Source organism: Terrisporobacter mayombei (assembly GCF_020748465.1).
Classification (GTDB): domain Bacteria; phylum Bacillota; class Clostridia; order Peptostreptococcales; family Peptostreptococcaceae; genus Terrisporobacter; species Terrisporobacter mayombei.
The window spans coordinates 166,381-190,897 of sequence record NZ_JAHZMP010000003.1; the positions used below are offsets into that span (position 1 = coordinate 166,381).

Sequence of the window (24,517 nt, forward strand, 5' to 3'; positions counted from 1 at the left end):
GGTAAAACTTATGGAATCAAAATTTAATGATGATATAGAAAAAAGAAAAGCAAGTATATTAGAACATAACAAAACTACTAATATAATATCTGTATTCAAAATGGCATTGTTTATTTTAATATGCTATAACATATACAAAATATATGTAAATCATTATCCTTTAAAATTAATTTTACTTTTAATTGTGGAAATAGTTATCTTTATTATTGCATCTTTATTTCATAAAACTATTTATGAGCAAATACATAAAGCTGAAGGAGTTATAAAAATTAATGAGGCTAATATGAAGAGAATTTCTGGTGAATGGTCTGACTTTACAGATATTGGTGAAGAATTTATAAATTATGATCACCCTTATGCAACGGACTTGGATATAGTAGGTAAAAATTCTTTATTCCAAATGATTAATAGTACTGGTACTTATTATGGAAGAAGAAGATTTGTAAAAGACTTGCTAAGTCCTAATTTTTCAGATAAAGAAATTCAAAATCGTCATGAGGCTATTGCTGAGTTAAGCAAGAATTATGATTTTTCTGTTGAGACAGAGTATGATTTTTCTCTTATAGGTGTCGATGAGGATTTTGCCAATTTAATTTCACAACTTCAAGATAAAAAAAGATTTATTGAAAGTAAATTTTTAAAATTATTATTTAAAGTATCTAGTATCGTAACTTGTCTTGCTTTGCTTTATGCTCTAGTAACTAAAAATACTGATGCTTTTATTGTTCTTAACTGTTTAATTATATTTCAACTATTACTATGGGTTATTGGTTATTTAAAATCAAATAGTTATGTTGGAACACTTAAAAAGTTAGCACCTAAAATTAGTCGCTACGACGATGTTATTAATAATATTACAAAAGTAAAATTTGCTTCTGATAAATTAAATGAAATTGAAAAGAATATAGAAAAAGCTAAAGTTGGAGTTAACAAACTATCAAAAATTGCTTCAAGTATAAATCAGCGTAATAATGGTGTTATGTGCATTATTTTAAACTCACTATTACTTTGGGACTACAAAAACGCTATAGATTTAGATAATTGGAAGCAAGAATATTCTGATTCAGTAGAAAATTGGTTTCATACTTTAGGAGAACTGGAAAGTTTAATTAGCTTTGCCAATCTTCCTAGAATTTGTAACAATATGTGTCTTCCTAATTTTACTGAGGAAAACAACATCATTGAAGCTACAAATATGGGTCATCCTTTAATCGCCAATGATAAACGTATTTGCAACAATTTTAATCTAGATAATAATATTTACATTATTTCTGGTTCTAATATGTCTGGTAAAACTACTTTTATGAGGACTGTTGGCATTAATGCGGTTCTTGCTTGCTCTGGAAGTTATGTATGTGCCAGTAGCATGTTATCATCTAAAATGGATATAATTACATCTATGCGTATAAGAGATGATTTAAACGAAGGAATTTCAACATTCTATGCTGAGCTAAAAAGAATAAAAAAAATAATTGACCAATCTCATGTTAACTCTAATACACTATTTTTAATAGATGAGATTTTTAGAGGTACAAATTCCATAGATAGACTTAAAGGTGCTGAAGGTGTCCTAAGAGAATTGTGTAAATATCATGTTTCAGGGATGATTACAACTCATGATTTGGATGTTTGTAATTTAGAAAATGAAAATCCTAATATTATAAACTATAGTTTTAATGAACATTACATAGATAATGAAATTTACTTTGATTACAAACTTAAAAAGGGAAGATCTCTTACTACAAATGCAGAATTCTTATTGAAAAAAGTTGGTATTCTTTCCTAAATTAAATACTTTTATTTTTATATAAATAAGGCATGAATTATGCAAATATAATTCATGCCTTACGTTTTTACTTTTAGACATCTTCTTTCATATAGCTACTTAAAATTTTATCTTCTTTTCCTACTTTCATAACAAAATAATTAACCAAATATCCCATAGCAATAACCCCAACAAAATCGATTAACAATCTATAAAAAGTAAATTTATACCCTAATGAACTTATTTCAAATAGAAGAGTAGAAATTTTTATAACGCACCAAGCGTTCATAAAAATAATCACATTAGTAAACTTTACACCTTTTTTTAATAAAACAGCTGTAAATGGAAATGCGGCATACATTGGTCCTGCAGCAAAAGCTGCGAAAGTTATGGCGATAGCAATTCCCATAATTCCAGAATCATCGCCCATGTACTTCATCATGGATTCTCTAGATATCCACTCATCCATTAATCCTAGAATAATCATAATAGGTGGTAGTACTGATAACATCTGAAAAAAGCTATCTTTTACACTATTAAATGCCCTCAGACCAGTATTTTTTTCAAATATAATAACTAAAATAAGAATAATAAAAACAATAAGAAAAAGTTTATATCTCTTTACCAAGTAATAAATTTTCTTCTTCACCCTAAAATCACTCCCATAAAGAAGGCAACTACAACTGAAAATAGAAATGCAAAAAAATTTCTATAAAAAGCAGCCTTTTTGCCAATATATTTAGCTTCCAGCGTAAAAGTCATTATGCCTACAAAAGTTAAAGTTGATACTAATGCTGCTACTTGAGCATAACCCGCCCCACTATTTAATAATGTATTTGCAGTTGAAAATGCTACAAAAGTCGGAACCATTACAATAGATCCTACTGCTGCGGAAAATAAAACTCCTAAAAATCCTGATTCATTTCCTATTAATTTTGAAATTGTATTAGTATCAATAAAGGCTAACATTAATCCTACAATTACTATTATGTATAAGAATTGAGGCATGATATTTTCAATAGATTTGCAACCTTTGATTAAAGCATTTTTTGTTCTTTCTTTATTTTTCAAGTAGGATATAAAGCACATTATAGCTGCCAATGTGTATAGAATATATGTTGTCATATAATCCCTCCTAATTTTATGCTTATATATAACTATATGAATAAATGTTTTAATACTCTCCAAAAAATATCTTATTTATTTGACTTATGCATTTTATAAAAAACAGGTATGTATAGTATAAAAGACATTGACATAAATATTCCACACACTAATATTAAGAAGTTTGCTCTATCATTATTCATTCTCTGGAATAACATTAACATAAACATTACTATGTATAATATTGCCGTACAAAGCTTTCCAAACCACTTTGCCCCATCTAGTTTCTTGCCTTTTCTAAGCATTATAATTCCCATAATTGCCATAAAGCCTTCTTTTATTATAAACAACCCAACTAAATACCACATTAATTTATATTTAAATGATAAAGCGAATACAAGAGCTGCTTGAGTTAACTTATCTGCCAAAGGATCTATAAACTTTCCCCATTCAGTAATCATATTAAACCTTCTGGCTATAAAACCATCTAAAAAGTCTGTTATTCCAGAAACGCATACTATACCTGCTACAATATAATAATCCTCCACTGATGTTGCATTATAATAAACATATAAAAATACAGGTATTAAAATTATCCTAAAATACCCCATTATATTAGGTATTGAAAATACTTCTTTTTTTGAAATTTTCATCCTTAAACACCTTCTTTCATTTATTTTCAAATATATTATAAATAATAACACATATTCATATCATACTTGCCTTACATTTACTTTATATAGGTTTATATTATTAATGATTATGATATATCATATAATCCTTAGAAAGTTTATATTCATTACCCATAGGGTATAAAAAGAAAGTCAATATTTAAAAAATAAAGGAGATTAATATGTGTGATTTTCTCTCTAAAAATAAAGATTTATTTATAAATTCAATTGATAATAATGAAAAAATGCTGACGGATACTTTACATCATGCTCAAAGTATATTCGGATATCTACCAAAAGATGTACAGATTTACATTTCCAAAAAGTTAAATCTTCCTCTTAGCAAAGTGGAAAGTGTTGTTAATTTTTATAGTTACTTTGTTACTGATCTTAAAGGTAAATACAAGATAAAAATTTGTTTTGGTAATGCTTGTAGCAAGGATAATAGCTCTAGTATTCTTCATGAGTTTGAAAAATTAATAGGAATTAAATCTGGCGAAACTACCAAAGATATGAAGTTTAGTTTAGAGTCAGGTGGATGTGTAGGAGTTTGTCGTAGAACACCTATTGTAACTGTAAACGGACGAGTTTATGAAAGTGTAACAATTGAAGATATTCCTTCAATCTTAGAAAATTGTAATTAATAATTAAAGGCTGCTTTATTGCAGCCTTTTGAATTATATTTGTTATTTTTAATTTATCAAATTATATATTTTAATTTATTTAAAAATATTATTTACCATGCAACATCACTATAAGAATACTTATTAAGTTTTTTAGAACCTATAAAAAACTCTATTGGATGTGTAAATCCCGAAGCATTTGTTTCATTTGAAGAGCCTGATATTAAGTAACATTTTTCATTATTATAAAACTCATCATATGTAGCATCCATTACAAATATACCATAACCTACATATTCTTTTTTAATATATGATTCTACATATTCTCTAGTATAACTTCCATCTGAATTTCGATCATTTGTTGTAATTTTATTCTTTTTAAATTTACCTATAGCACTATTTAAATTAGTTAGAGCTGAGTCTATTTCTGTTTGATTAGAGGATGAGTTGTTATAAATTTTTTTGGCATAATTTATTGTACTTATAAAAACTGATTTTGTCCCTGATTTGTATTCACCTACATTACTACCTTCTATAGAATTATTGTATAATGAATTAGCTTGTGAAATAGCCGATTCTAGTTTTGACTTATCTATCGGTTTAATTATATTATCATTAAATAAGCTAATCCCACTTTCTATATCTGTTTTTATATTGCTTGCATCTTTATAATTAATAAAGTAATCATTTAATAAGTCTTTTCCTTTATTTAATATATTTTGAAGTTTCTCTTTATCTTCTTTAGATATATTTCCAATTTCACTTCCCACAGTAGTATTATTGATTAGTGATTCGCCTTCAGAAATACTTTTTTTAATCTGCTCTATTATATCTTTATCAATTATATATTTAAAAGTTTCAACATCTGTACAGTCTCCATTTTTATTGTACCCTATTATTTTTATATTTGTGCTTTTTGATATGTCTATCTTTCCAGTATATTTAGATGAGTTTTTATTTGGGATGCTTCCATCCATTGTATAGTAGTAACTATGGCCAACTGTCATTATCTCATCTAACATTTTTAGCTGTAATGAATCTACATATTTTCCTGGCTCTATATTTACTTCTGGATTTAGTAATGCCTTGTTTGCTGAATTAATTATTTCTTGTATTTTAGGTGATATATTAGATTTTTGTACAACTTGTACGAATGTATCCAAAAATTCATATGCTAAATCTCCATCTATATAAGTTAGAATTTCTAATATTTCCATAAGTAGTTTTTCATTAGCTATATCTAAACTCTGCGCTTCTTTTAATATGGTAGTTGCTTCTTCTATTTCATTATTTAATATGTATGTCTCTCCTAAATAAATTCTTGCATAAGTACTATTTTTCTTAATTTTTATTGCTTTTTGGAAAGATAATATTGCATCTTCATATTTCTCATTTGTTAAATAATTTAACCCTCTACCCATATGCTTGTCATAAATTTTAGATGAAAATAGTCCACTGTACATGATCAAGCCTAATACTATAGCAACTGCCAGTATTATAAATAATTTACATTTATTCTTTTTTTCCATCGTTAACCCTCACTTAAAGGTCATGAATTTTATAATGCTTTTACATTATACATATAAATAATTATATTTGGTATCATTTATATTAACATAATATATTTTCCATTTAGGTAATTTTATTAGAGGTTAATTTTTAAAAATTAACAAAAAAGAATAAAGTCGTCCCATTTTTAATAATTTTTCATAATATAAAGTATCTCGACACTTTTGGAGGATTAAAAATGGATTTTATAGACAGCATGATTTCAGAAAGACTGGGCGATTTATCTTTCTTCAATACAGCTACACGATTATACAAATTTGAGAAACTAAAAAAAATGACTAATGATGCTAAAATAAATAATCCTAATATACCACTTATTAATATGGGAGTTGGTGAGCCTGATAAAATTGCTGACTCTTCAATTGTTGATGTTTTATGTAGAGAATCACATAAGAATGAAAATAGATTTTATGCAGACAATGGCATATTAGAGTTTCAGGAAGCAGCTTGTAGATTTATGAAAAATGCATATCATATAGACAATTTAACTTACGAAAATGTTATGCATGGTATAGGCTCAAAATCTATTTTAGCCATGATTCCTATAGGTTTTATAAATCCAGGTGATGTTTGCTTAATGACTGTTCCTGGCTATCCAATTATGGGTACTTATACTAAATTTCTAGGGGGAGAAATCTACAATCTACCTCTTTGTGAAAAAAGCAACTTCTACCCTGACTTAGAAAATATTCCTGAAGATATTTTAAAAAGATCTAAGCTTCTTTATATTAATTATCCGAACAATCCAACTGGACAAATTGCTACTAAAAAATATTATGAATATTTAGTTGATTTTTGTAGAAAAAATAAGATATTTATAATCTCTGATATGGCTTATGGTACTTTGACTTATGACGATCATAAGCCTCTTAGCATTTTAAGCGTTGACGGTGCTATGGATCTTTGTTTGGAAATCCACTCTTTATCTAAAAGCTTTAATATGACTGGTTTTAGAATGGCTTTTGTAGTCGGCTCTCCTAAAACTATTAAACTTTATTCAACTATTAAAGGTCACACTGACTCTGGACAATTTATTCCTATACAAAAAGCCGCTTCATTTGCTCTTGATAACTATGAAAAATTCATTTCAGAAAATATAGAAAGATATTCTAGACGTTTTGATTTACTAATTGATGTTCTTAGAAAAGTTGGATTTAAAGTGGAAAAGCCTAAAGGTGGATTTTATCTTTATGTTCCTATTCCTAAGGGAGCTGGTGATGTAGCCTTTAATAATGCAGAAGATGCTTTTGCTTATATTTTAGATAATGCCATGATATCCACTGTTCCTTGGGATGATTGTGGTGCTTATTTAAGACTTTCCGTTACTTACGAAGCTTATAGTGAAGAAGCGGAAATGATCTTTATGAAAGAAATTTACAATAGACTAACTGCCCTTGATTTAAAATTTTAAATGAAAAAATAAGGTGTAAACATTAAAATTATGTTGTTACACCTTATTTTTTATTTAATAAATTAATACTACTTCATTTTGTTTTAATGCAAACTTTTTTAGGTATATATATTATTATTAATTATTTAGCGGAGGTAGGATATGCAAAAATATTTTAAGATTTCAACATTTTATCTAATTTTAGGATTGGCACTAGGAGTTTTTTATAGAGAGTTTACAAAAATAAATAATTTCACAGGAGTAACCTCTTTGAGTGTAACTCATACACATACGTTAATACTTGGATTTATATTTTTTATAATTGTATTATTACTAGAAAAAAACTTTAATATTTCTAATATAAAAGGTTTTAAATCATGGATTATAACTTACAATATAGGTCTTCTATATTTAATTTCTACATTAGTCTATAGAGGAATATTACAAGTTAATAATAGTGACTTTGCTGGTCTTAGTCATATATCAGGTCTTGGACATGCTATTTTAGGTATATCTTTAGTCTGGTTTGTTGTTATAGTAAATAAAGCTATAAAAAATTATGATAATAAAATTTCATAAAAAATTAAGGTATTATGAGATGGAAGTTTTTAATTTTCATCATATAATACCTTTTTATATTAAAGACTATTTATAAATTTATCATATTCATTTTTCTTATCATCAATAATTTCATATAAGCTTTCCTTGCTATCTTTTAATTTTTTTAGAATCATATCAACATCTCTTTGTAATTTACAAATATCATCATAAGAATTACTTATCTGGCTATTCACAGATATATCTGTAAATATATTATCAAAAAATATATCAAAAGTTTTCATTGTAGTAGAAAAATTTAAGCTATCTATATTAATATCTTTTAATTCCTTATTAAAATTAGATAATAAATTTGATATTCTTATAAATTGATTTTGAGCTTGATCAACTTTTTCATGCTTTGCCATTGATGAAATAAAGTCTCCGCCAAATAAATCAATAGTTCCCCAGTTTTTTGCAGACTGTAATATTTCTTTTGTGTATGAAATCTCTTCATATAAAGTATTTCCAGATCCTATAGATTCTTCAACTTCCTTAAGCTCTTTAAAATAACTATCCAGTTCTTTTTCCATGCTTAAAATTCTATTTTTCTGATTTGTATCTCCATATATATTTATCAACGATAATTTTGTATCTAATAACTCAGCATACCTTTTTTCACAATCTTCTAATGAGCTTAATCTATCCTCTATTCTTAACTTGCTGTTTTTCAATGAAGTAATTCTAGAAGAGCAATTATCATATTTAAGTTTTGCTATTAAATATTCCTTTTCTTCTTTCTCTATCTTTTTTTCTTTATTTCTCATAATCGTGCATATAATACTTGATAGGGATATCTTCTTTAATTTTTCAACATCGTGTAACTCTTTATTTAATATTTCTTCCAGATTTCTCAGTTCACACTCATACATAGAAAACTCTTTCTCCAAATTATTGAGCTTTTCTTCTAATACTTTTTTCTCTGCAACCTGTTCTTTTATTTGATTTATTTTTATATTTATATCTTTTAACATAATATGCCCCCTAAAATATATTGACTATATTATATACCATTTTTTAACTATACAGCCTTTTTATTATTTTTTCTAATAATGAGTCATCTTAATTTATAAAATTATTAAAATAAAAATCACCCATTCTAATAAATAGATTGGGTGACTATAATTTTATATTACATATTCAAACACTGAGATAAAGTGACATAAACTCCCTAAGAGTATAAATATATGAAATATCTCATGAAATCCTAAATTTCTAAATTTAAGTGCAGGAGGCTTAAGTCCATATATTACTGCTCCTATGGTATAAAATATACCTCCCATAAGTAATAGAAGTATTCCTCCAAATGGTATAGAGCTATAAAGTGGTTTTATCATAAATACTGATATCCACCCCATGCCTATATATATACAAGTAGATATCCATCTAGGGCAATTAAACCAAATCATTTTAAATAGAACGCCACAAACTGCTATTGTAGCAACAACTGTAAATAAAATCCAACCTTTGTGTTCTTTTAATGCAATTAAGCAAAATGGAGTATATGATCCTGCTATAAGTATAAAAATCATAGAATGATCTAATTTTCTTAAAAATGCAATTACCTTGTCTGGTGCCATTACTAAATGATATGTGGCTGATGCTGCATAAAGTAAAATCATACTTATTCCAAATATGATTACTGCAGTTAGATCTATAGCAGATGCACTTGTTAATGTAGTTTTTATTACTAATGCTAAGAGACCTACAAAAGAAAGAATTGCTCCACCTAAATGAGTAAATCCATTAATAGGTTCCCTAATATATGTTCCCATTAAATACCTCCTTATTTCTTGTCGGTCAATCGACCGATAATAATTTTATTGTAACTCTAATAACAATAAAAGTCAACTTACGTAAATAAGTTTTAACATTCTGTTAGCCATTTTATATATCTTTTACAATATTATTTGCCCATTTCTTAGATAAGGCTCTTGGTACTCCAAATATAAACTTAGCTACTTCCTCTGTATAAGTTAGCGCAACTAAAATATAAATAGGAACACCTTTGTAAGCAGCTAAGAATGTTAAAGGTAATGATACAAACCACATACATCCCATTTCTAAAGTTAAAGCATATTTAGTATCTCCACCACTTCTAAGCACGCCTATTATTATAAAGGTATTAAATGTCTTTAATGCCATTAGTACTCCCATTACAATAAATATCTTTTTTATATCTGGTGCAAGACCTGGGCTTACACTAAACACTTTTAGAAGTGCTGGAATTGATAAAATTAGCAATCCACCAAAAACTACCCCTGCTAAAGATACTAGTCTGGCAAACTTCTTTGAATAGCTAACTGCCTTTTCTATATGATCCGCGCCTAATTCATTTCCTATCATAATAGATGATCCAATAGCTATACATACTGATGTCATTATAAAGAAATTTCCTGTACTAGATGCAATTTGACTGGCTGCAATAGCTGACGTTCCTGCTTTTGAGTAAGCCACTGCATATAGCACTGTTCCAAATGCCCACAAAGTATCATTAAAAAATACAGGTATTGTTTTAGATATAAATGCCTTAAATAAATCTTTATTGATTAATTTTATATCTTTAAGAGTAAATCTTAATTCATAATCATTTTTAATAAAATAAACATAACTAACTAACAAGATTAACTCAACTATTCTTGATATAACTGTTGCAAAGGCTGCACCACTAGCACCCAAAGCTGGCATTCCAAATTTCCCAAATATAAATATATAGTTTAGAATTATATTTAATCCTAATGATATGGAACTGCAAATCATTCCAAGCTTAGGATTTCTAATACTTCTTGAGCCCATACTAAATACATTACTAATTGCAATAATAGGATAACAAAATCCTATTATTAAAAAATAGCTTACGGAAATTTCAACTACACTTTCATCAAGAGAAAAGAAATGAATTATAAACTTTGGAGAAAAAATTGCCATTGTGGCAAATATTATTCCTAAAATTAAAGCAGATAATGCTCCCAAAGCTGTAATTTTTCTTATATTTGCTTTATCATTTTTCCCAAAAAATTGGGCAATAAATAAACCTGCTCCTCCTATAATTCCTGATAAAGCCATATTGTATAGAAAGAAGTATTGATTAGCTATGCCGATAGCTGCCACAGATACTTCTCCCAGCCCTCCAACCATAATTGTATCCACCATATTTATTAAAGTTGATAATAAGTTCTGAATTATTATTGGAGTACATAAGGTAAGCAAGGTCTTATAAAATATTTTGTTTTCTTTGTCTAATTTAAATATGTATTGCAAAGTTTCACCTCATTTTTCTTTCTTACTTAATACTCTTATATTTTTACATATACTTCTTAATAATATCATATTTTTTTAATATTTTGACCATATAAAAAGGGTATTTCATTATTGAAATACCCTTAGTTTGTTTATAATTTTTATATATATACTATTTCTACACCTGCAAAACTAGCTCTTCCTATTATAGTTAAAATATTATCTGAATTTCCCATATTTCTATTTTTCTCATCTACACCTGCAAAAGATGTGTTAACCCTATTTTCTACAGTCCAAGTCTTAGGTATATATAATTCTACTCCAGAAAATGATGCATCTATTCTAACTACTCCACGCCCATTATATAGCTTAGTATTATCAAAATATACCTTCATTGAACCAAAACTACAGTCCAAATCTGCTTGCTCAAATTTATCTGAATTAATATATTTGATACTTCCACCAAAACTAGTATCTAATTTTATATGACCCTCATCTTCAATATTAATAGTTTCATACTCATCATATTTCCAATCATATTTATGTTTATAATGATGCCATCTTGATCCTTTGTAAAAAATCATTGATAGGCCGAAACTACCAAGAGCAGCTGCTATTAACACAGTCCATGGTGTAATTGCTGTGATACCTAGTTGATCATCAAATATGATACAAATAAAAGCTATTGGGAATAATATTCCTGGAAAGCTTCTCCTAAATATACTTTTTACCATAATTCCCAAAAGAAATACTGTTAATAATACACTAAATACATTTATGTTGGCAAAGTAACCAAGTTTGTTAACTATTAAGGCAACACTTCCTAATACAAGCAAAAGACCCCAGAAAATTCTTTCTTTTTTCATTCTATCTCCTCTTTTCTAATAACTTAAATTTTAGTGGTTTATAATAATGTCTTGAAACATACACTTGTTTATGTGTATCTTGGAATTCAACGATACTTGATGATGTTAGGTTTCGTGTTATGGAGTAAATGTGATTTATATTTAATATAGTAGATTTTGATATTCTCATAAAATTATTTGGTAAAATCTCTTCCAATTCATAAAGCTTGTACTTAACCTGATAAATATTGTCACCTGTATGAGCACTAATATTAGCATCTTCTGTTTCAAAGAACAAAATCTTTGCCAAAGATATATAGTACTCCACATTATCTTTATAAAAAGTAATTTGTGTTTTCTGTGATATTATTTCAGTTATAGCTTTTTGAATATTACTCACTTCTTCATTTAATTGACTGCACCTAACTATTACTTCATCTTCTTCAATTCTTTCATCAACTTCAATTCGTATTTTCATATCTTCACTCTCCACATTATCAATTATAGTCATTAGAATTTCTTTGTAAACGAATTTAGAGTAAGTGGTTAATTTATCTTTGTAAGAGGTAGGTTTTTAATTCTTAGTTACAAACACTTTGTTCAGGTATTTCTATTTCTGATATTTTAAATTGTCTATTTTAAAAATAAAAAGCTGTATTACACCTTTTATTAAGTGTAATACAGCTTTTTTAAATTATTATTTTTATGTTAATTAAGCTTGTTTCCCAAAGTATCTTTCTAATAATCCTAAGAATGCTTTACCATGTCTAGCTTCATCTTTACACATTTCATGAACTGTATCATGTATAGCATCTAGTCCTAATTCTTTAGCTCTCTTAGCTATTTTTAACTTTCCTTCAGTAGCTCCATATTCAGCTTCAACTCTAGCTTCTAAGTTTTTCTTAGTATCAGCAACAACTACTTCACCTAATAATTCAGCGAATTTAGAAGCATGTTCTGCTTCTTCAAAAGCTATTCTTTTGTAAGCTTCTGCAACTTCTGGATGTCCTTCTCTATCAGCTTGTCTTGACATAGCTAAGTACATTCCTACTTCTGTACATTCTCCAACGAAGTTAGCTCTTAATCCTTCAACTATTTCTTCGTCAACTCCTTGAGCTACACCTATTCTATGCTCATCAGCCCAATTCATTTCACCTTTCATTTCTTCGAACTTTTCAGCTCCTACTTTACACACTGGACATACTTCTGGAGCAGCTTCTCCTTCATATATATAACCACATACTGTACAAACAAATTTTTTCATCTTATATTCCTCCCTAATTTTTATATAAACTAAATATTATATACTGTTTAATTTTAATTTTTTATTATGCTATATTAATACCACGTATTTTTAACCTTAAACAGTTTTTTTAAATTTTTTTATTATTTTTAACCTTCTATAATTTTAACATAAAATTTTCTATTTCGTGGGCCATCAAATTCACAAAAATAAACATCTTGCCAACATCCTAATATAATATCTCCCTTATGTATAATAAGTGTTTGTGATGCTCCCATAGTTGATGATTTCATATGGGCATGAGAATTTCCTTCAAAGTGTTTGTAATTATTATCTTGAGTTGGATATACTTTTTCAAATCCGTAAATTAAATCTCTTACCACATCTGGGTCTGCATTTTCATTTATTGTTATTCCTGCTGTTGTGTGTGGGCAAAATACTATAGCTACACCTTCTTCTATTTTACTTCTTTTAATATCTTCTTTTATGATATGTGTTATATCTACCATATTTTGAGTTTTTTCAATTTGTAATGAATGTTCAAATAAATTGCTCAAATTATTTCCTCCTTCAATCGCATATTTATATATTAGTTAATAATGACTTTTTGTTTTAAACAAAAAGTATATCATTCTTTTAACAATAAATACTTTTTCAATTAATTTAAACTTTAAATCTGAAAATTTATTATTTATCTTGTGTTTAATACTTAGGAATTTATATAATAATACATATATAAACTATCTTATCAAAGGAGATTATAATGTATTTATCAAAATTTACAGACTATAGCTTTCGAATACTAATGTATTTAGGTAATCATCCAGATAATCTTTCTACTGTTGATGAATTATCATCCATTTTAGGTTTATCAACTCATCATATAAAAAAAATAGTATATAAATTATCCAAAAATAATTATATATCATCATCAAAAGGAAGAAATGGTGGTATAAAATTGGGTATGGAGCCTAAGGATATAAATTTGGGCAAGCTTCTTGAAATAACTGAAGATAACTTAAATATTCTTGAATGTTTTTCTCTTGAGAATAATACTTGCTCTATAAATAATTCTTGTAAACTAAAACCTATTATAAATGATGCTTTGAATTCATTTAAACTTACTTTAAGTGAATATACTTTAGAAGACATACTTTAAAAGGATGGATTACCTATTGGCTATCCATCCTTTATCTGGCTAATTTATGATTAAAATTTATTTTTCTGCATACATATCTTTTTCTGCATCAATAAATACTTTTGCTATAACATGATAAGCTTCACCCCATGCATTTAGAACCTCATCCGTTGCAGTATCTCCTAAAACTTCCTTTATTGCTATTAATAAGTTTTTACCTACTATTGGGTAGTGCTCTGGTTTTACATTTGTATTAACATGTACTTGCCCTATTTTCTTTACTGCTGGTAATAGTACTTCTAGATTATCAATATTTTGAGCAGCTGCTAAGACTGTCATAGCTAAAGCTTTTGGCTGTTCTCCTGATTCTTGCTTATCCATGTTAAACATTTCTTTTACTTCTGGATTGTTTTCAAACATTGTTTTGTAGAAAGTTTTTGTTATCTCTACTCCATTCTCTTTTAATGTTGGTACCGTACTCTTTACTATATCTATTGTTTTTTGACTTAACATATTTTTATCCTCCATTTTTAATGTGTATTTAATATGCACATTTTTTACAATATACTAATACCTTCTTTTTTCATCTTTAAACATTTTTTATGAAAATTAAACGAAAAAATACCCATGTATAAATAAACAGTTGCAATTGTTTACTTTACATGGTTTAATTTTTCTTCATTATATTATTTATATTGTAAAATACTACTATATATTTTCTATTGTTTATTACTTACATTTCTTTATTATATTTGGATCTGTAATATATCCCATAAAATACTACAAATAAATAGGCAAATACTAGTAATATCAGAACCACCATATCTACTCCCATAAGACCAAAAGAAACGATTAATGCTCCAAATACATAAATCATCATTTCATATGCCTTGGCTTTTGCAGCATTGCCAATTGAAATGTTTCTTTCATCATTTTGTTCTATTTCCAATTGTTTTTTTATATCAGGATTATTTTTCATAGCCCTTTCACCTAATATATTACCCATGCCATGACCAAAAATCCCACATCCTAACCCCACACAAATATATGGTAGAGTTTGCATAATACCTTGTGGATTTGATATGGATTTTATAAGAAATAATCCTGACCCAAGTAACAGTATACCTAATATAGTAAAACTATAATCAACCAAACTCTTTTTCATTATCTATACCTCCTTACTAAATATAAAAATTATTTTTTCTCTTCATAAATAAATATCTCTTCAATTTGCATATTAAAATATCGTGCAATTTTAAAAGCAAGAATAATAGAAGGATTATATCTTCCCTTTTCCAAAGAACTAATAGTTTGTCTTGAAACCTCCAGTGCTGTAGCTAGCTCCTCTTGTGTTATTTCTCTTTGTTTTCTAATTTCTTCTAATCTATTGTTCATAAATAGTGCACTCCTTATTAGTCTATGTTAAGTATGCTTTACATATTTAAATAGTATCAGATTATAATTTTATGTCAAGTACACTTTACATTTTTATAATTTCACCTATAAAAATGTAGCTACCAAGCTCATAAACTTAGTAACTACACTTTAATTATTATACAAATTAATAACCCCTTACCAAATCTTTCACAAAATCGTTTTGTGGCTTTTCTTTGATATGACAAGGAGATGAATATTGAATTATTTTGCCTTCATTCATTACTGCTACTTTCGTTCCCAATTTTAAGGCTTCTTTTATGTCATGAGTAATAAAAATTATTGTAACACCTAAATTTTTATAAATATCAATTATTGCCTCTTGTAATATTCTTCTAGTAATCTCATCTACTGAACAAAAAGGTTCATCCATTAACAAAATTCGGGGACTTGAAACTAGCGCTCTGGCTATGCCTACTCTTTGTTTTTGACCTCCTGATAATTCACTTGGGTATCGTTTTAATATATCATAATCCATACCAACTAGTTTTATTATTGCATTTACCTTCTCTTTGATTAATTTCTTGTTTTTTATTTTTGATAAATTCAATACATATGATATATTTTTTTCTACATTCATATGAGGAAAAAGCCCTATATCTTGAATTACATATCCAATATTTCTTCTTAGCTGAATCTGATTGGTCTGCAAAATGTCATCACCATTGACAATTATATTTCCTTTTTCAGCATATATAAGGCCATTTATTAATTTAAGGACTGTAGTTTTTCCACACCCTGAGCTACCTATTATTGTTAAAAATTCTCCTTTTTTTATATCTAAATTAAAGTTTTCTAATACAACCTTATCTTTATATCTTTTACTTACATTTTCAAATTTTATAATATTATCTTCCATGCGACTTCACCGCCTATTCTATAAGTCCTTTTTCTTGTAAGAACTCCTTGGCTACTTCTTTTTCGTCTCTATTTTTGCCCTCTACTTCATAATTTAATTTAGCCATTTCACTCTCATCAATAATATTATCCATTTTAATTAACACTTTTTCTAATCCATGATATTTTTCTAGAGTTTCTTCTCTTACAACAGTAGAGCAATAATAAGTATTGTAAAAGTGTTTATCATCGTCTAAAACTACCACATCTGAAACTGATAGTTGACCGTCTGTTGTGAACATATTCATTACATCTATTTCTTTTGAATTTATTGCATCATATTTTAATCCTATATCTATGTCTTTGGTATCTTTAAATCTTAATCCGTAAGTTTCACACAAAGCATCATATCCATCGTCTCTTTCATAAAAATCATATTCCGCTCCAAAGGTAAGTTTTGGAGCATATTTAGCTAAATCGGAGTAAGTTTTAATATCATATTTTTCCGCTAAATCTTTTCTTATTACCAATCCAAAAGTATTATTAAATCCATATAAGCCAACCCACTTAAAATTGTATTTTTCTTTGTATTTTTTTTGCAACTCTTTAAGCAAAACTTCATCATCTGGAATTTCTTTTTCTTTAAGTACAAAACTCCATCCTGTTCCAGTGTATTCTGGATACAAATCAAATTCTCCCTTTTCCATAGCTGGCTGAATATTACTTGTTCCTCCACCAATACCTTTAGTAATTTCAACTTTCAAATCTGTATTTTCTTCTATTAATAAACCTATCATCTCACTTAAAATAAACTGCTCTGTCATTGGCTTGGTTGCTATTTTTATAGTTCCTTCAGATTTTTCTTTTTTAGAGCATGATATACCTGTAGTAATACTTATGACCAAAATCATTAAGACCATATAAATTTTTTTGAAATATTTCTTAATTTTCATCTTACCCTCCCAACTTAAATTTATCTCTCATTAATTTAATTTCCATTTTCTTTTAATGAATTTTTCTATTGTTCCAATAATTAAATCAACTACTAGTGCTAATACTGCAATTAATAAGCTCCCTGCCACAGTTAAGGCTGCATTATTGGTTGTAATCCCTCTATATATGGCTACTCCTAGTCCTCCTGCACCAATAAATGATGCAATCCCTCCCAGAGCAATTGTCATAACAACCATATTTCTAAGACCAGACAATATAACTGTTGTTGCTAGAGGAAGTTTTATCTTATATAAAATTTGATAATCTGTACTTCCCATCCCTTTTGCTGATTCTATTACAGCAGGATCTATAGTCTCAATCCCTGTATATGTGCTTCTAACCATAGGAAGTAAGGCATATATTGCTAAAGCTATAATAGCGGTTTTATCTCCTATACCTGATATTGGTATAAAAAATCCTAATAAGGCTATAGATGGGATAGTATAAATAAAATTTACTAAAGAAAGAACTGGAGAGGTAGTTTTTTTGAATTCACTAATAATTATTCCAAGTAAAATTCCTATAATTGAGGCTATCACAATAGCTATTCCACAAATCGCCATATGTTGTAAAAGAATTTCTAAAAAAAAATCACTTCTATCTATATATAATTGAAACACTTCTTTTAATATCTTTATCACCACCAACCTTTGTATTTAACATCTTCTCATACATAATCCTATGAGTTTTTTCATATAGATATGATGAATAGACTTGATATTTAGTTGAAAAACTATGTGTAATGGTAGTTTATACTTATTATTTTTTATAGGAGAAACTTATGATATTCGATAAAAGTGTTCTTTTTACTAAGAAAGAATTGAGAGTTTTTTGTACATATAGATTATTATTTGGGATATTTTACTCTGTTATGATTCCTATTATCCCACTTTACTTAAACTCATTTGGAATTGCTACTGTTATGGTAGGAACTATTCTGTCTTTTTATGGGGTAGCAAAAACATTAATTCAAATGCCTTTTGGTATAATTTCTGATAAATTTGGAGATAAACTTACCTTAGTGTTAGCTATTCTTTTAATGGCTGTAATCCCTTTTTCTTATACTCTCTTCAAAACTGGACAAGCTGCAAGCTACCTTTATATAATTCAAGGTGGTATACTTGGCATGGCTGCGCCTGCTACTTATTCCATATTATCACGCTCTCTTGATGAGAAAAAAAGAGGTGAGTGTACAGGCCTAGCAGCTGCTGTTTTTACATTGGGAGGAGGTATTGGTAGTGCCATTGGTGGTTTAATCGTTACTAAATTGAATAATTATAATTTAGCCTTTTACTTATCATCTATTGGAATATTTTTAACTGTGCTTTATATAATTTTTAAAATTAAAGGTGATAATCAAAGATGTTTTAAGAATAAAAATAAAAATGCTACAAATAAGGTGAAATTTAAAGACATGCTTTATGAAATCAAAAAATATAAATTATTCCATAAAATTTTAGTCCTTGGTAGCATAGCTTTTTTAGGTGACTATATTTATGGATGTGTTGTAGCATTAATTCATTTTTATGCAAAGAGTATACTTAATACCTCCACAGCTTACTCTTCTGCTATTATTTCAATCTATTTAATGGTTTTTGGTATTGGTGCACCAATAGCTGGTTTTATTGCAGATAAAATAGGTAATAATAAACAACTTATCTTATCATTCTTTGTTATGGATATAACTTTATTATGTCTTAGTTTTATTAGAAATGTACCTACTTTTACTGTAGTAATTATTTTATATTTTTTAGGCGCTACTTTTTTAAATGCAGCACTTCAAAGTTCTCTAAGTGAATTTGGCAATTCTCCTAAAATAAAAGGAATTGTTTCTGGCTTTGTCGGAGGATGCGAATCTTTTGGGTACGCTGTTGGACCTTTAGTATCTGCTTACATTTATAATATAAATCATTCTTTTCTATTTTTAAGTTTACTAGGAGCATCACTTCTAATTTCTCTAATTTATTTTATCTTTCATAAAAAGGCAAATATTTAAAAACTACAATAAAAAATAGGATGTTTTAAAACTATTCAGTATTTTAAAATATCCTACTTATTACTTATAACATTGGTTGTTGATTATTCATAGAGTATCCATCAATTCTAGTATCACTCATATCTATAATTTCTTCTTTTACTTCCACTTTACTTAATTTTTTTACAGCTCCATAAGGTTTAAGTACAGAAAGCTTATCTCCTCTTCCAGATATAACCCATAAAATATTATACCCTCTTGGTACTACTTTAAGTCTTTCTTCGCCTTTTCCATCAGTAAAGTATACTAATAAGTTTAACTTTTTATTATTTGCATATTGAAAAACTGGTGAAAATTCTGTTCCTCCACCTGTGGCAATTCTGTCTTTCACATCTTTCACTGATTTTACTTTGTATGTTCTTCTAATTTCCTTGTCGCATTCTATTATGGTAATTTCTTGATTGTAATTTTTAACAATGCTAAGAACTTCTTTAATTGCCTGTTTGAATTCTTCATCACTTATACTTCCACTGATATCAATGGCTACAGCAATTTCTGCCTTATGACCTCTAAGCTCTCCTCTAAGGTCTAGTCTATTAGGTTGTCTTCTGTTTCTTCTTGTTATAGTCTTCTTTTTATTAGCTTCCACGGTTCCCATTAGTTTTTTTACGTACAAATTCCAAGGAAGTTCTCCTTTGATACTTTTTAAAGATTTTATCATTCCTTCTAAGTAATTGGGAATACTTCCTTTTTGTGAATTATCAGCTATTTTTTCTGTGAATTCTTTTAAAGTTTTTTCATCTATTTCATCAGACTCATCCCAAGAATCGTGGGTTTTTTCTATATCAAACTCTACAGCCACATTTTCATTACTATCTATTTCTTCACCTTCATCATCTTCTTCTTGTAACTCTAGTTCCGTTTGAATTTTTTCCAAATAATACTCAAAAGTTTTATAAGGCTCTAGTTTTAAGTCGTATTTCACATTTATATACTCTAATGTAATTGCATAGGGTGGCAAGTAATTCAAATATTGATTTACAACTACATCCATTGCCATATTAATTGCTAAAGTAGTGTATTTATCTTTTAAATCCTTCCCTCTAACTAAGTGTTGAGATACTATATGAAGAATTTCATGCTTTATAGTAGTCTCCATTTGCTTTATGTTAAGTTCCAAGAAAATAATCGGATTAAAGTAAATCACATATTTTGCACCTTTAAAACTAACGGAAGTTGCACTTGTCATATCAAATCTTATGACTTTTTCCATTTGGAATAAAAAGTAACCATAAAAATTATCTTTATCTTCCATTAAACTTAAATTTACCTTTTCAACAAGATCAAAAAATTCCCTATTATATTCTTCTTCCATTGTTACTTCATATTTTTCACCTTTACGATAGGCTTTCAACATTTCGCCTGCATTAACTACTTCCATAGCTTTTTCATAAAGGTATTTTCTTTCTTTTTCAAAATAAGTTTCCATAATTAGCTCCTTATTGAATTATACGCTTGAAAATACACGTCCACAAAATTTTCATTTTCTATAGCTTTTTTGTATACCTCGTTATAACTAATTTTCATATCCTTCATAATCCCCACCATTAAATCTATTGGATATTGTCCTAAAAATTCAACAAATCTATTTACAAGGAATGTATTATTTTCATCTTCTCTTATTCTATTTTCCAGTGTTTTTAATATGTTCATAGCACTTATATAAAGTCTTGTATGACTTTCATTTTTTATTCTTTCTATTAAATTTCCATCTAAATTTTCTTTATAAAAAACATCGTCGAAAGATATTAATGGACTGTAATTAGACTCCACAAAACTTACAAACTCTTCTGCAATAACTTTTCCCACATTACCTTTTATAACATTTACAAATACTGATCTTGGTATAGTATCTTGCTGTTCTTTGTACATTTTATAAGTTTTAGATACTCTCTCATAACTTCTTGGAGTTGCTCTAACGTCCTCATCGTTTATTTTGTGTAAATACTCCGGGAATGTGGAAATAAATTCTATAACCTTAGTCTCTAACCCTGCACCTATAGCCCATTTTATCCATCCATTATAATCAGACTCCATATTTAACCAAACAAATCTATTTTCTTGTGCAGCATCCATATCTACAACTTGATAATCAAAATCTGAGCCATATTTACTTGATGGGTTCATCGCTGCTAGTATCTTCACATTTTTAGGTAATTTATATCCGTTTATTTCTCTATTTAAAATTAAATTCATAAGTTCTTGCTGAACTGTATGTTCACAACGGTTTATTTCATCTATAAATAAAAGTACACTTTTTCCCTTATTTATATCTTCATCAATTTCCCTTAATTTATTGTGAACAGCATAAATAGTAGTTTTCTTTTCAATTCTACTTCCATTATCATCTTTGCTTTCATAAGACTCAACTGTTGGAAGTCCACCTATTTCACCTTCTTTAAGAAGGTTTCCATCAATAGTAACTAAAGTCCAGTTGTTATCCTTTGCAAGCTTTTTAGCTAAAGCTGTTTTTCCTATTCCACTTTCACCTACTACTAAAGGAACTTCTTCAGTAGATAATACTAACTCAACACTTTTTAATGTATCTATAAAATTCATAGTCTCTCTCTCCTACATTATCTTTAGCTTTTCATCTACAGCTATTTTTTTTGCTTTCTTACTTCCATATTTATAAATAAACAAAATCTTGTCCATTGCAAAAGTCTCACTACTTCTGTCTATAGCTGTACAGTTTAATAAATCTCTCACATATTTTTCTTCTACATTTTCATTACTTAATACTTCTTTTAGTATTTCTTGTAACTCTTCTAAGTTTATTTTTTTTTGTATATCCCTTGGTATATGTTTAATCACTAAAATATTTATTTTTAAAAATTCAATAGCTTTATCTTTATTCATATCATGTATAAGTCTTACTGATGACTCATTACTTTTCACAGCTAATAACTGAGTATTAAAGCTTGGTGATTTAATATGTCTTAGTGCATCATAACTAATTTTTACAGATTCTTCTTGCACTTCTTCACTTGGATTTTGTATATATTTTATTGAATCATAATTTTTTCTTACTGCAAATAGTTGTAATTCTTCACTTGGATTTTTTATATACTGGATTGCCCATCCTGACTTATCTATAGCTAATCTTATTACTTTATCTGTTGGATTCTTTATATAATCTAAAATACTCCATCCTTCATTTACAGCCTTTATCATCATTTTCTCACTTGGATCATCTATATATTGAATTGACCTTACATTATTTTCTAGAGCAAGTTCTTTCATCTCGTCTGTTGGATTTTTTATACTTTTTAATAAAAGGCCGTTTCTTCCTAAGGCTAATAATTTCATTTCATCTGTTGGATCATTTATAGTCGTTATAATAGAAGGATTTATCTTTATCATTTCAATAAGTCTTGATTCTTCCATATGCTACCTCCCTATCTATTATTATTTTTTTAGTTATTTAAAATTATAATTACTTTTTATTATAATTTATATACTTTTTGTGTCAATTTAAACAGTATAATTATGGAAATAAATAGAAAAAGTAACTAATTTCAAAATTTTAATTTTTTATAATTATAAACTTTGTAAATTTAACATATTTATACCATAATTCATAATCTATATTAAATCTAAAATCAAGAGGTTAAAATTATGAATAATATATTTGGTTATAAAGTTTCAGATTCTCAGTACCCACAGATGAAAATTATTGAAACACCTAGATTTATACTTAGACCAGCAACATTACAGGACGTACCTGATATTTATGAATATCTTAGCCAAGAAAAAGTAGTACAATATCTACCTTTTAATTCACATAAAACTATTAATGATACTAAAAAATTCGTTCAGGTATTTTTTATTAATAATTACAAACAGGGTAAAGTAGGTAATTATGTTATTTATCATAAAAATGATAAAAAAGTAATTGGAAACATAGGAATTAACAATATAAGAACTAAATCAAAAGAAGGTGAAGTAGGCATTTGTATAAACCCTAAATATTGGGGTAATGATTATTCTACAGAATTGACAGTAATAACTCTTATTACTGGCTTTGAACTTTTAGATTTAGATAAATTGGTAGCATTAACATATTCAGAAAATAAATATACACCAAACTCCCTAGATAACTTAGGATTTAAATATGTTAAGACATACAAACCTAAAAGAAACCTCCAAGTATCTCATAGATTTGAACTAACAAAATCAGATTATTTGCAATTGAAGAAAGAATATTTGCCTAAATTAGTAAAAGGATTTTATTAATACAATTAAAAAAGTATTTATCATAGCAAATCATATTATAATAATATTAAAGGGGGAATAAGTATCATGTTAACTTATTATATAAATTTAATATTATTTTTCATATCATTATTTACACTAATTTACTTCGCATATAAACCAAAGAAGAATTACGCATTTATTTTTAAAACTATTACTAGTATTTTATTTATCTCAACAGGGATAATATGTCATATGAAATCACCAGGAGATAATTATTATTTTTTATTAATAATAATCGGCCTGATTTTTTCTTTATTTGGAGATATGTTCCTTGCACTTAAAATAAATCATAAGGATGGTTCTTTAAATAAATACTTCCTCTATGGAGTTATTAGCTTTTCACTAACTCATGTAATGTATATTTTGGCTTTTGTTCATTTAGGTTTCTTTAATATTATTGACTTACTAGTAGCTGCGGTTTCAGCCTTTGTTGCTATTTCAATATTAAAATCCAATAAAAATATAGATTTTAAAGATATGCTACTACCGGCAAGTATTTACTCTTTTATCATTTGCTTGATGACCTTTGAATCTATAAAATTAGTATTTTTATTAAAATTTGACATGGGAACATGTTTACTTTTAGTTGGTGCCTTATTATTCATATTCTCAGATATAGTCTTATCTTTTATATTATTTGATAAACACCATAAAAAGTTTTTGTCTGCAGTAAACTTAATTACTTATTATACTGGTCAATTTCTCATTGCTTCAACTTTGTTGTTCTTTTAATATTTTGAACATAATAAGGGACATATCCTTCTTGATATGCCCCT

The 24,517-nt window shown here is 27.5% G+C and carries 28 protein-coding genes; 8 read left to right on the forward strand and 20 right to left on the reverse strand.

The window, feature by feature from the left end:
• Positions 1-10: 10 nt before the first annotated feature.
• The gene (locus tag K0039_RS11440; protein ID WP_228105203.1) at positions 11-1,786 is read left to right on the forward strand and encodes a MutS-related protein; all 1,776 of its coding nucleotides are present in this window, start codon (positions 11-13) and stop codon (positions 1,784-1,786) included.
• Positions 1,787-1,859: 73 nt separating this feature from the next.
• On the opposite strand, the gene K0039_RS11445 is transcribed toward K0039_RS11440, so the two are convergent.
• The 3 genes from K0039_RS11445 to K0039_RS11455 form a co-directional block, all read right to left on the reverse strand.
• Positions 1,860-2,276, reverse strand: a complete 417-nt coding sequence (locus K0039_RS11445; RefSeq protein ID WP_331476748.1) for a permease — start codon at positions 2,274-2,276, stop codon at positions 1,860-1,862.
• Between the two features lie 134 nt (positions 2,277-2,410).
• Entirely contained in the window at positions 2,411-2,890 is a 480-nt protein-coding gene (locus tag K0039_RS11450) for a permease (protein WP_228105205.1), read from the reverse strand.
• Between the two features lie 71 nt (positions 2,891-2,961).
• Positions 2,962-3,522 (reverse strand): CDP-alcohol phosphatidyltransferase family protein, encoded by a 561-nt coding sequence (locus K0039_RS11455; RefSeq protein ID WP_228105206.1) that lies wholly within the window; start codon positions 3,520-3,522, stop codon positions 2,962-2,964.
• Positions 3,523-3,722: 200 nt separating this feature from the next.
• Here K0039_RS11455 and K0039_RS11460 point away from each other — a divergent pair, with 200 nt between their 5' ends.
• Positions 3,723-4,184 (forward strand): NADH-quinone oxidoreductase subunit NuoE family protein, encoded by a 462-nt coding sequence (locus K0039_RS11460; protein ID WP_228105207.1) that lies wholly within the window; start codon positions 3,723-3,725, stop codon positions 4,182-4,184.
• A 92-nt stretch (positions 4,185-4,276) separates the two neighbouring features.
• Here the strand turns inward: K0039_RS11460 and K0039_RS11465 are convergent, their stop codons facing one another.
• On the reverse strand, positions 4,277-5,692 hold the full coding sequence (locus K0039_RS11465) for an FN3 associated domain-containing protein (protein WP_228105208.1): 1,416 nt from the start codon (positions 5,690-5,692) through the stop codon (positions 4,277-4,279).
• Between the two features lie 218 nt (positions 5,693-5,910).
• Between K0039_RS11465 and K0039_RS11470 the strand changes: the two genes are divergently transcribed.
• Both K0039_RS11470 and K0039_RS11475 read left to right on the forward strand, forming a co-directional pair.
• Complete coding sequence (locus tag K0039_RS11470; RefSeq protein WP_228105209.1) at positions 5,911-7,143, forward strand: aminotransferase class I/II-fold pyridoxal phosphate-dependent enzyme; 1,233 nt, start codon at positions 5,911-5,913, stop codon at positions 7,141-7,143.
• A 141-nt stretch (positions 7,144-7,284) separates the two neighbouring features.
• Complete coding sequence (locus tag K0039_RS11475) at positions 7,285-7,701, forward strand: DUF2871 domain-containing protein (protein WP_228105210.1); 417 nt, start codon at positions 7,285-7,287, stop codon at positions 7,699-7,701.
• Between the two features lie 59 nt (positions 7,702-7,760).
• Here the strand turns inward: K0039_RS11475 and K0039_RS11480 are convergent, their stop codons facing one another.
• From K0039_RS11480 to K0039_RS11510, 7 genes are all read right to left on the reverse strand, one after another.
• Complete coding sequence (locus K0039_RS11480; protein WP_228105211.1) at positions 7,761-8,693, reverse strand: hypothetical protein; 933 nt, start codon at positions 8,691-8,693, stop codon at positions 7,761-7,763.
• 153 nt (positions 8,694-8,846) lie between these two features.
• On the reverse strand, positions 8,847-9,494 hold the full coding sequence (gene trhA, locus K0039_RS11485; RefSeq protein WP_074919393.1) for a PAQR family membrane homeostasis protein TrhA: 648 nt from the start codon (positions 9,492-9,494) through the stop codon (positions 8,847-8,849).
• A gap of 112 nt (positions 9,495-9,606) precedes the next feature.
• Positions 9,607-10,980 carry an MATE family efflux transporter gene (locus tag K0039_RS11490; RefSeq protein ID WP_228105212.1) on the reverse strand — a complete coding sequence of 458 codons (1,374 nt, stop codon included), beginning with the start codon at positions 10,978-10,980 and terminating at the stop codon, positions 9,607-9,609.
• 140 nt (positions 10,981-11,120) lie between these two features.
• Positions 11,121-11,825 (reverse strand): LiaF transmembrane domain-containing protein, encoded by a 705-nt coding sequence (locus K0039_RS11495; RefSeq protein WP_228105213.1) that lies wholly within the window; start codon positions 11,823-11,825, stop codon positions 11,121-11,123.
• Position 11,826: 1 nt separating this feature from the next.
• Complete coding sequence (locus tag K0039_RS11500) at positions 11,827-12,282, reverse strand: LytTR family DNA-binding domain-containing protein (protein WP_228105214.1); 456 nt, start codon at positions 12,280-12,282, stop codon at positions 11,827-11,829.
• Between the two features lie 234 nt (positions 12,283-12,516).
• Positions 12,517-13,068, reverse strand: a complete 552-nt coding sequence (locus K0039_RS11505) for an NADH peroxidase (RefSeq protein WP_228105215.1) — start codon at positions 13,066-13,068, stop codon at positions 12,517-12,519.
• Between the two features lie 128 nt (positions 13,069-13,196).
• Complete coding sequence (locus K0039_RS11510) at positions 13,197-13,604, reverse strand: secondary thiamine-phosphate synthase enzyme YjbQ (protein WP_228105216.1); 408 nt, start codon at positions 13,602-13,604, stop codon at positions 13,197-13,199.
• Positions 13,605-13,810: 206 nt separating this feature from the next.
• On the opposite strand from K0039_RS11510, the gene K0039_RS11515 reads away from it, so the two are divergent.
• Positions 13,811-14,206: an RrF2 family transcriptional regulator gene (locus K0039_RS11515; protein ID WP_228105217.1), complete on the forward strand. Its 396-nt coding sequence runs from the start codon at positions 13,811-13,813 to the stop codon at positions 14,204-14,206.
• Positions 14,207-14,263: 57 nt separating this feature from the next.
• Here K0039_RS11515 and K0039_RS11520 read toward each other — a convergent pair whose 3' ends face one another.
• The 6 genes from K0039_RS11520 to K0039_RS11545 form a co-directional block, all read right to left on the reverse strand.
• Entirely contained in the window at positions 14,264-14,698 is a 435-nt protein-coding gene (locus K0039_RS11520) for a globin domain-containing protein (protein WP_228105218.1), read from the reverse strand.
• Positions 14,699-14,918: 220 nt separating this feature from the next.
• The gene (locus K0039_RS11525; protein ID WP_228105219.1) at positions 14,919-15,350 is read right to left on the reverse strand and encodes a hypothetical protein; all 432 of its coding nucleotides are present in this window, start codon (positions 15,348-15,350) and stop codon (positions 14,919-14,921) included.
• 29 nt (positions 15,351-15,379) lie between these two features.
• On the reverse strand, positions 15,380-15,580 hold the full coding sequence (locus tag K0039_RS11530) for a helix-turn-helix transcriptional regulator (protein WP_228105220.1): 201 nt from the start codon (positions 15,578-15,580) through the stop codon (positions 15,380-15,382).
• Positions 15,581-15,746: 166 nt separating this feature from the next.
• The gene (locus K0039_RS11535; protein WP_228105221.1) at positions 15,747-16,478 is read right to left on the reverse strand and encodes an ATP-binding cassette domain-containing protein; all 732 of its coding nucleotides are present in this window, start codon (positions 16,476-16,478) and stop codon (positions 15,747-15,749) included.
• 13 nt (positions 16,479-16,491) lie between these two features.
• The gene (locus K0039_RS11540; protein WP_228105222.1) at positions 16,492-17,409 is read right to left on the reverse strand and encodes a glycine betaine ABC transporter substrate-binding protein; all 918 of its coding nucleotides are present in this window, start codon (positions 17,407-17,409) and stop codon (positions 16,492-16,494) included.
• A gap of 30 nt (positions 17,410-17,439) precedes the next feature.
• Positions 17,440-18,090, reverse strand: coding sequence for an ABC transporter permease (locus tag K0039_RS11545; protein ID WP_309164847.1), 651 nt, complete (start codon positions 18,088-18,090; stop codon positions 17,440-17,442).
• A gap of 140 nt (positions 18,091-18,230) precedes the next feature.
• Here K0039_RS11545 and K0039_RS11550 point away from each other — a divergent pair, with 140 nt between their 5' ends.
• Positions 18,231-19,445: an MFS transporter gene (locus K0039_RS11550; RefSeq protein WP_228105223.1), complete on the forward strand. Its 1,215-nt coding sequence runs from the start codon at positions 18,231-18,233 to the stop codon at positions 19,443-19,445.
• Positions 19,446-19,509: 64 nt separating this feature from the next.
• Here the strand turns inward: K0039_RS11550 and K0039_RS11555 are convergent, their stop codons facing one another.
• From K0039_RS11555 to K0039_RS11565, 3 genes are read right to left on the reverse strand one after another with little or no spacing between them, the layout of a single operon-like run.
• A complete protein-coding gene (locus K0039_RS11555; RefSeq protein WP_228105224.1) occupies positions 19,510-20,913 on the reverse strand; it encodes a vWA domain-containing protein in 1,404 nt (467 codons plus the stop codon).
• A gap of 2 nt (positions 20,914-20,915) precedes the next feature.
• Entirely contained in the window at positions 20,916-22,043 is a 1,128-nt protein-coding gene (locus K0039_RS11560) for an ATP-binding protein (RefSeq protein ID WP_228105225.1), read from the reverse strand.
• 12 nt (positions 22,044-22,055) lie between these two features.
• A complete protein-coding gene (locus K0039_RS11565; RefSeq protein WP_228105226.1) occupies positions 22,056-22,871 on the reverse strand; it encodes a hypothetical protein in 816 nt (271 codons plus the stop codon).
• A gap of 231 nt (positions 22,872-23,102) precedes the next feature.
• Here K0039_RS11565 and K0039_RS11570 point away from each other — a divergent pair, with 231 nt between their 5' ends.
• Both K0039_RS11570 and K0039_RS11575 read left to right on the forward strand, forming a co-directional pair.
• Positions 23,103-23,720, forward strand: coding sequence for a GNAT family N-acetyltransferase (locus tag K0039_RS11570; protein WP_228105227.1), 618 nt, complete (start codon positions 23,103-23,105; stop codon positions 23,718-23,720).
• A 66-nt stretch (positions 23,721-23,786) separates the two neighbouring features.
• Positions 23,787-24,473, forward strand: coding sequence for a lysoplasmalogenase (locus K0039_RS11575; RefSeq protein WP_228105228.1), 687 nt, complete (start codon positions 23,787-23,789; stop codon positions 24,471-24,473).
• Positions 24,474-24,517 lie beyond the last annotated feature (44 nt).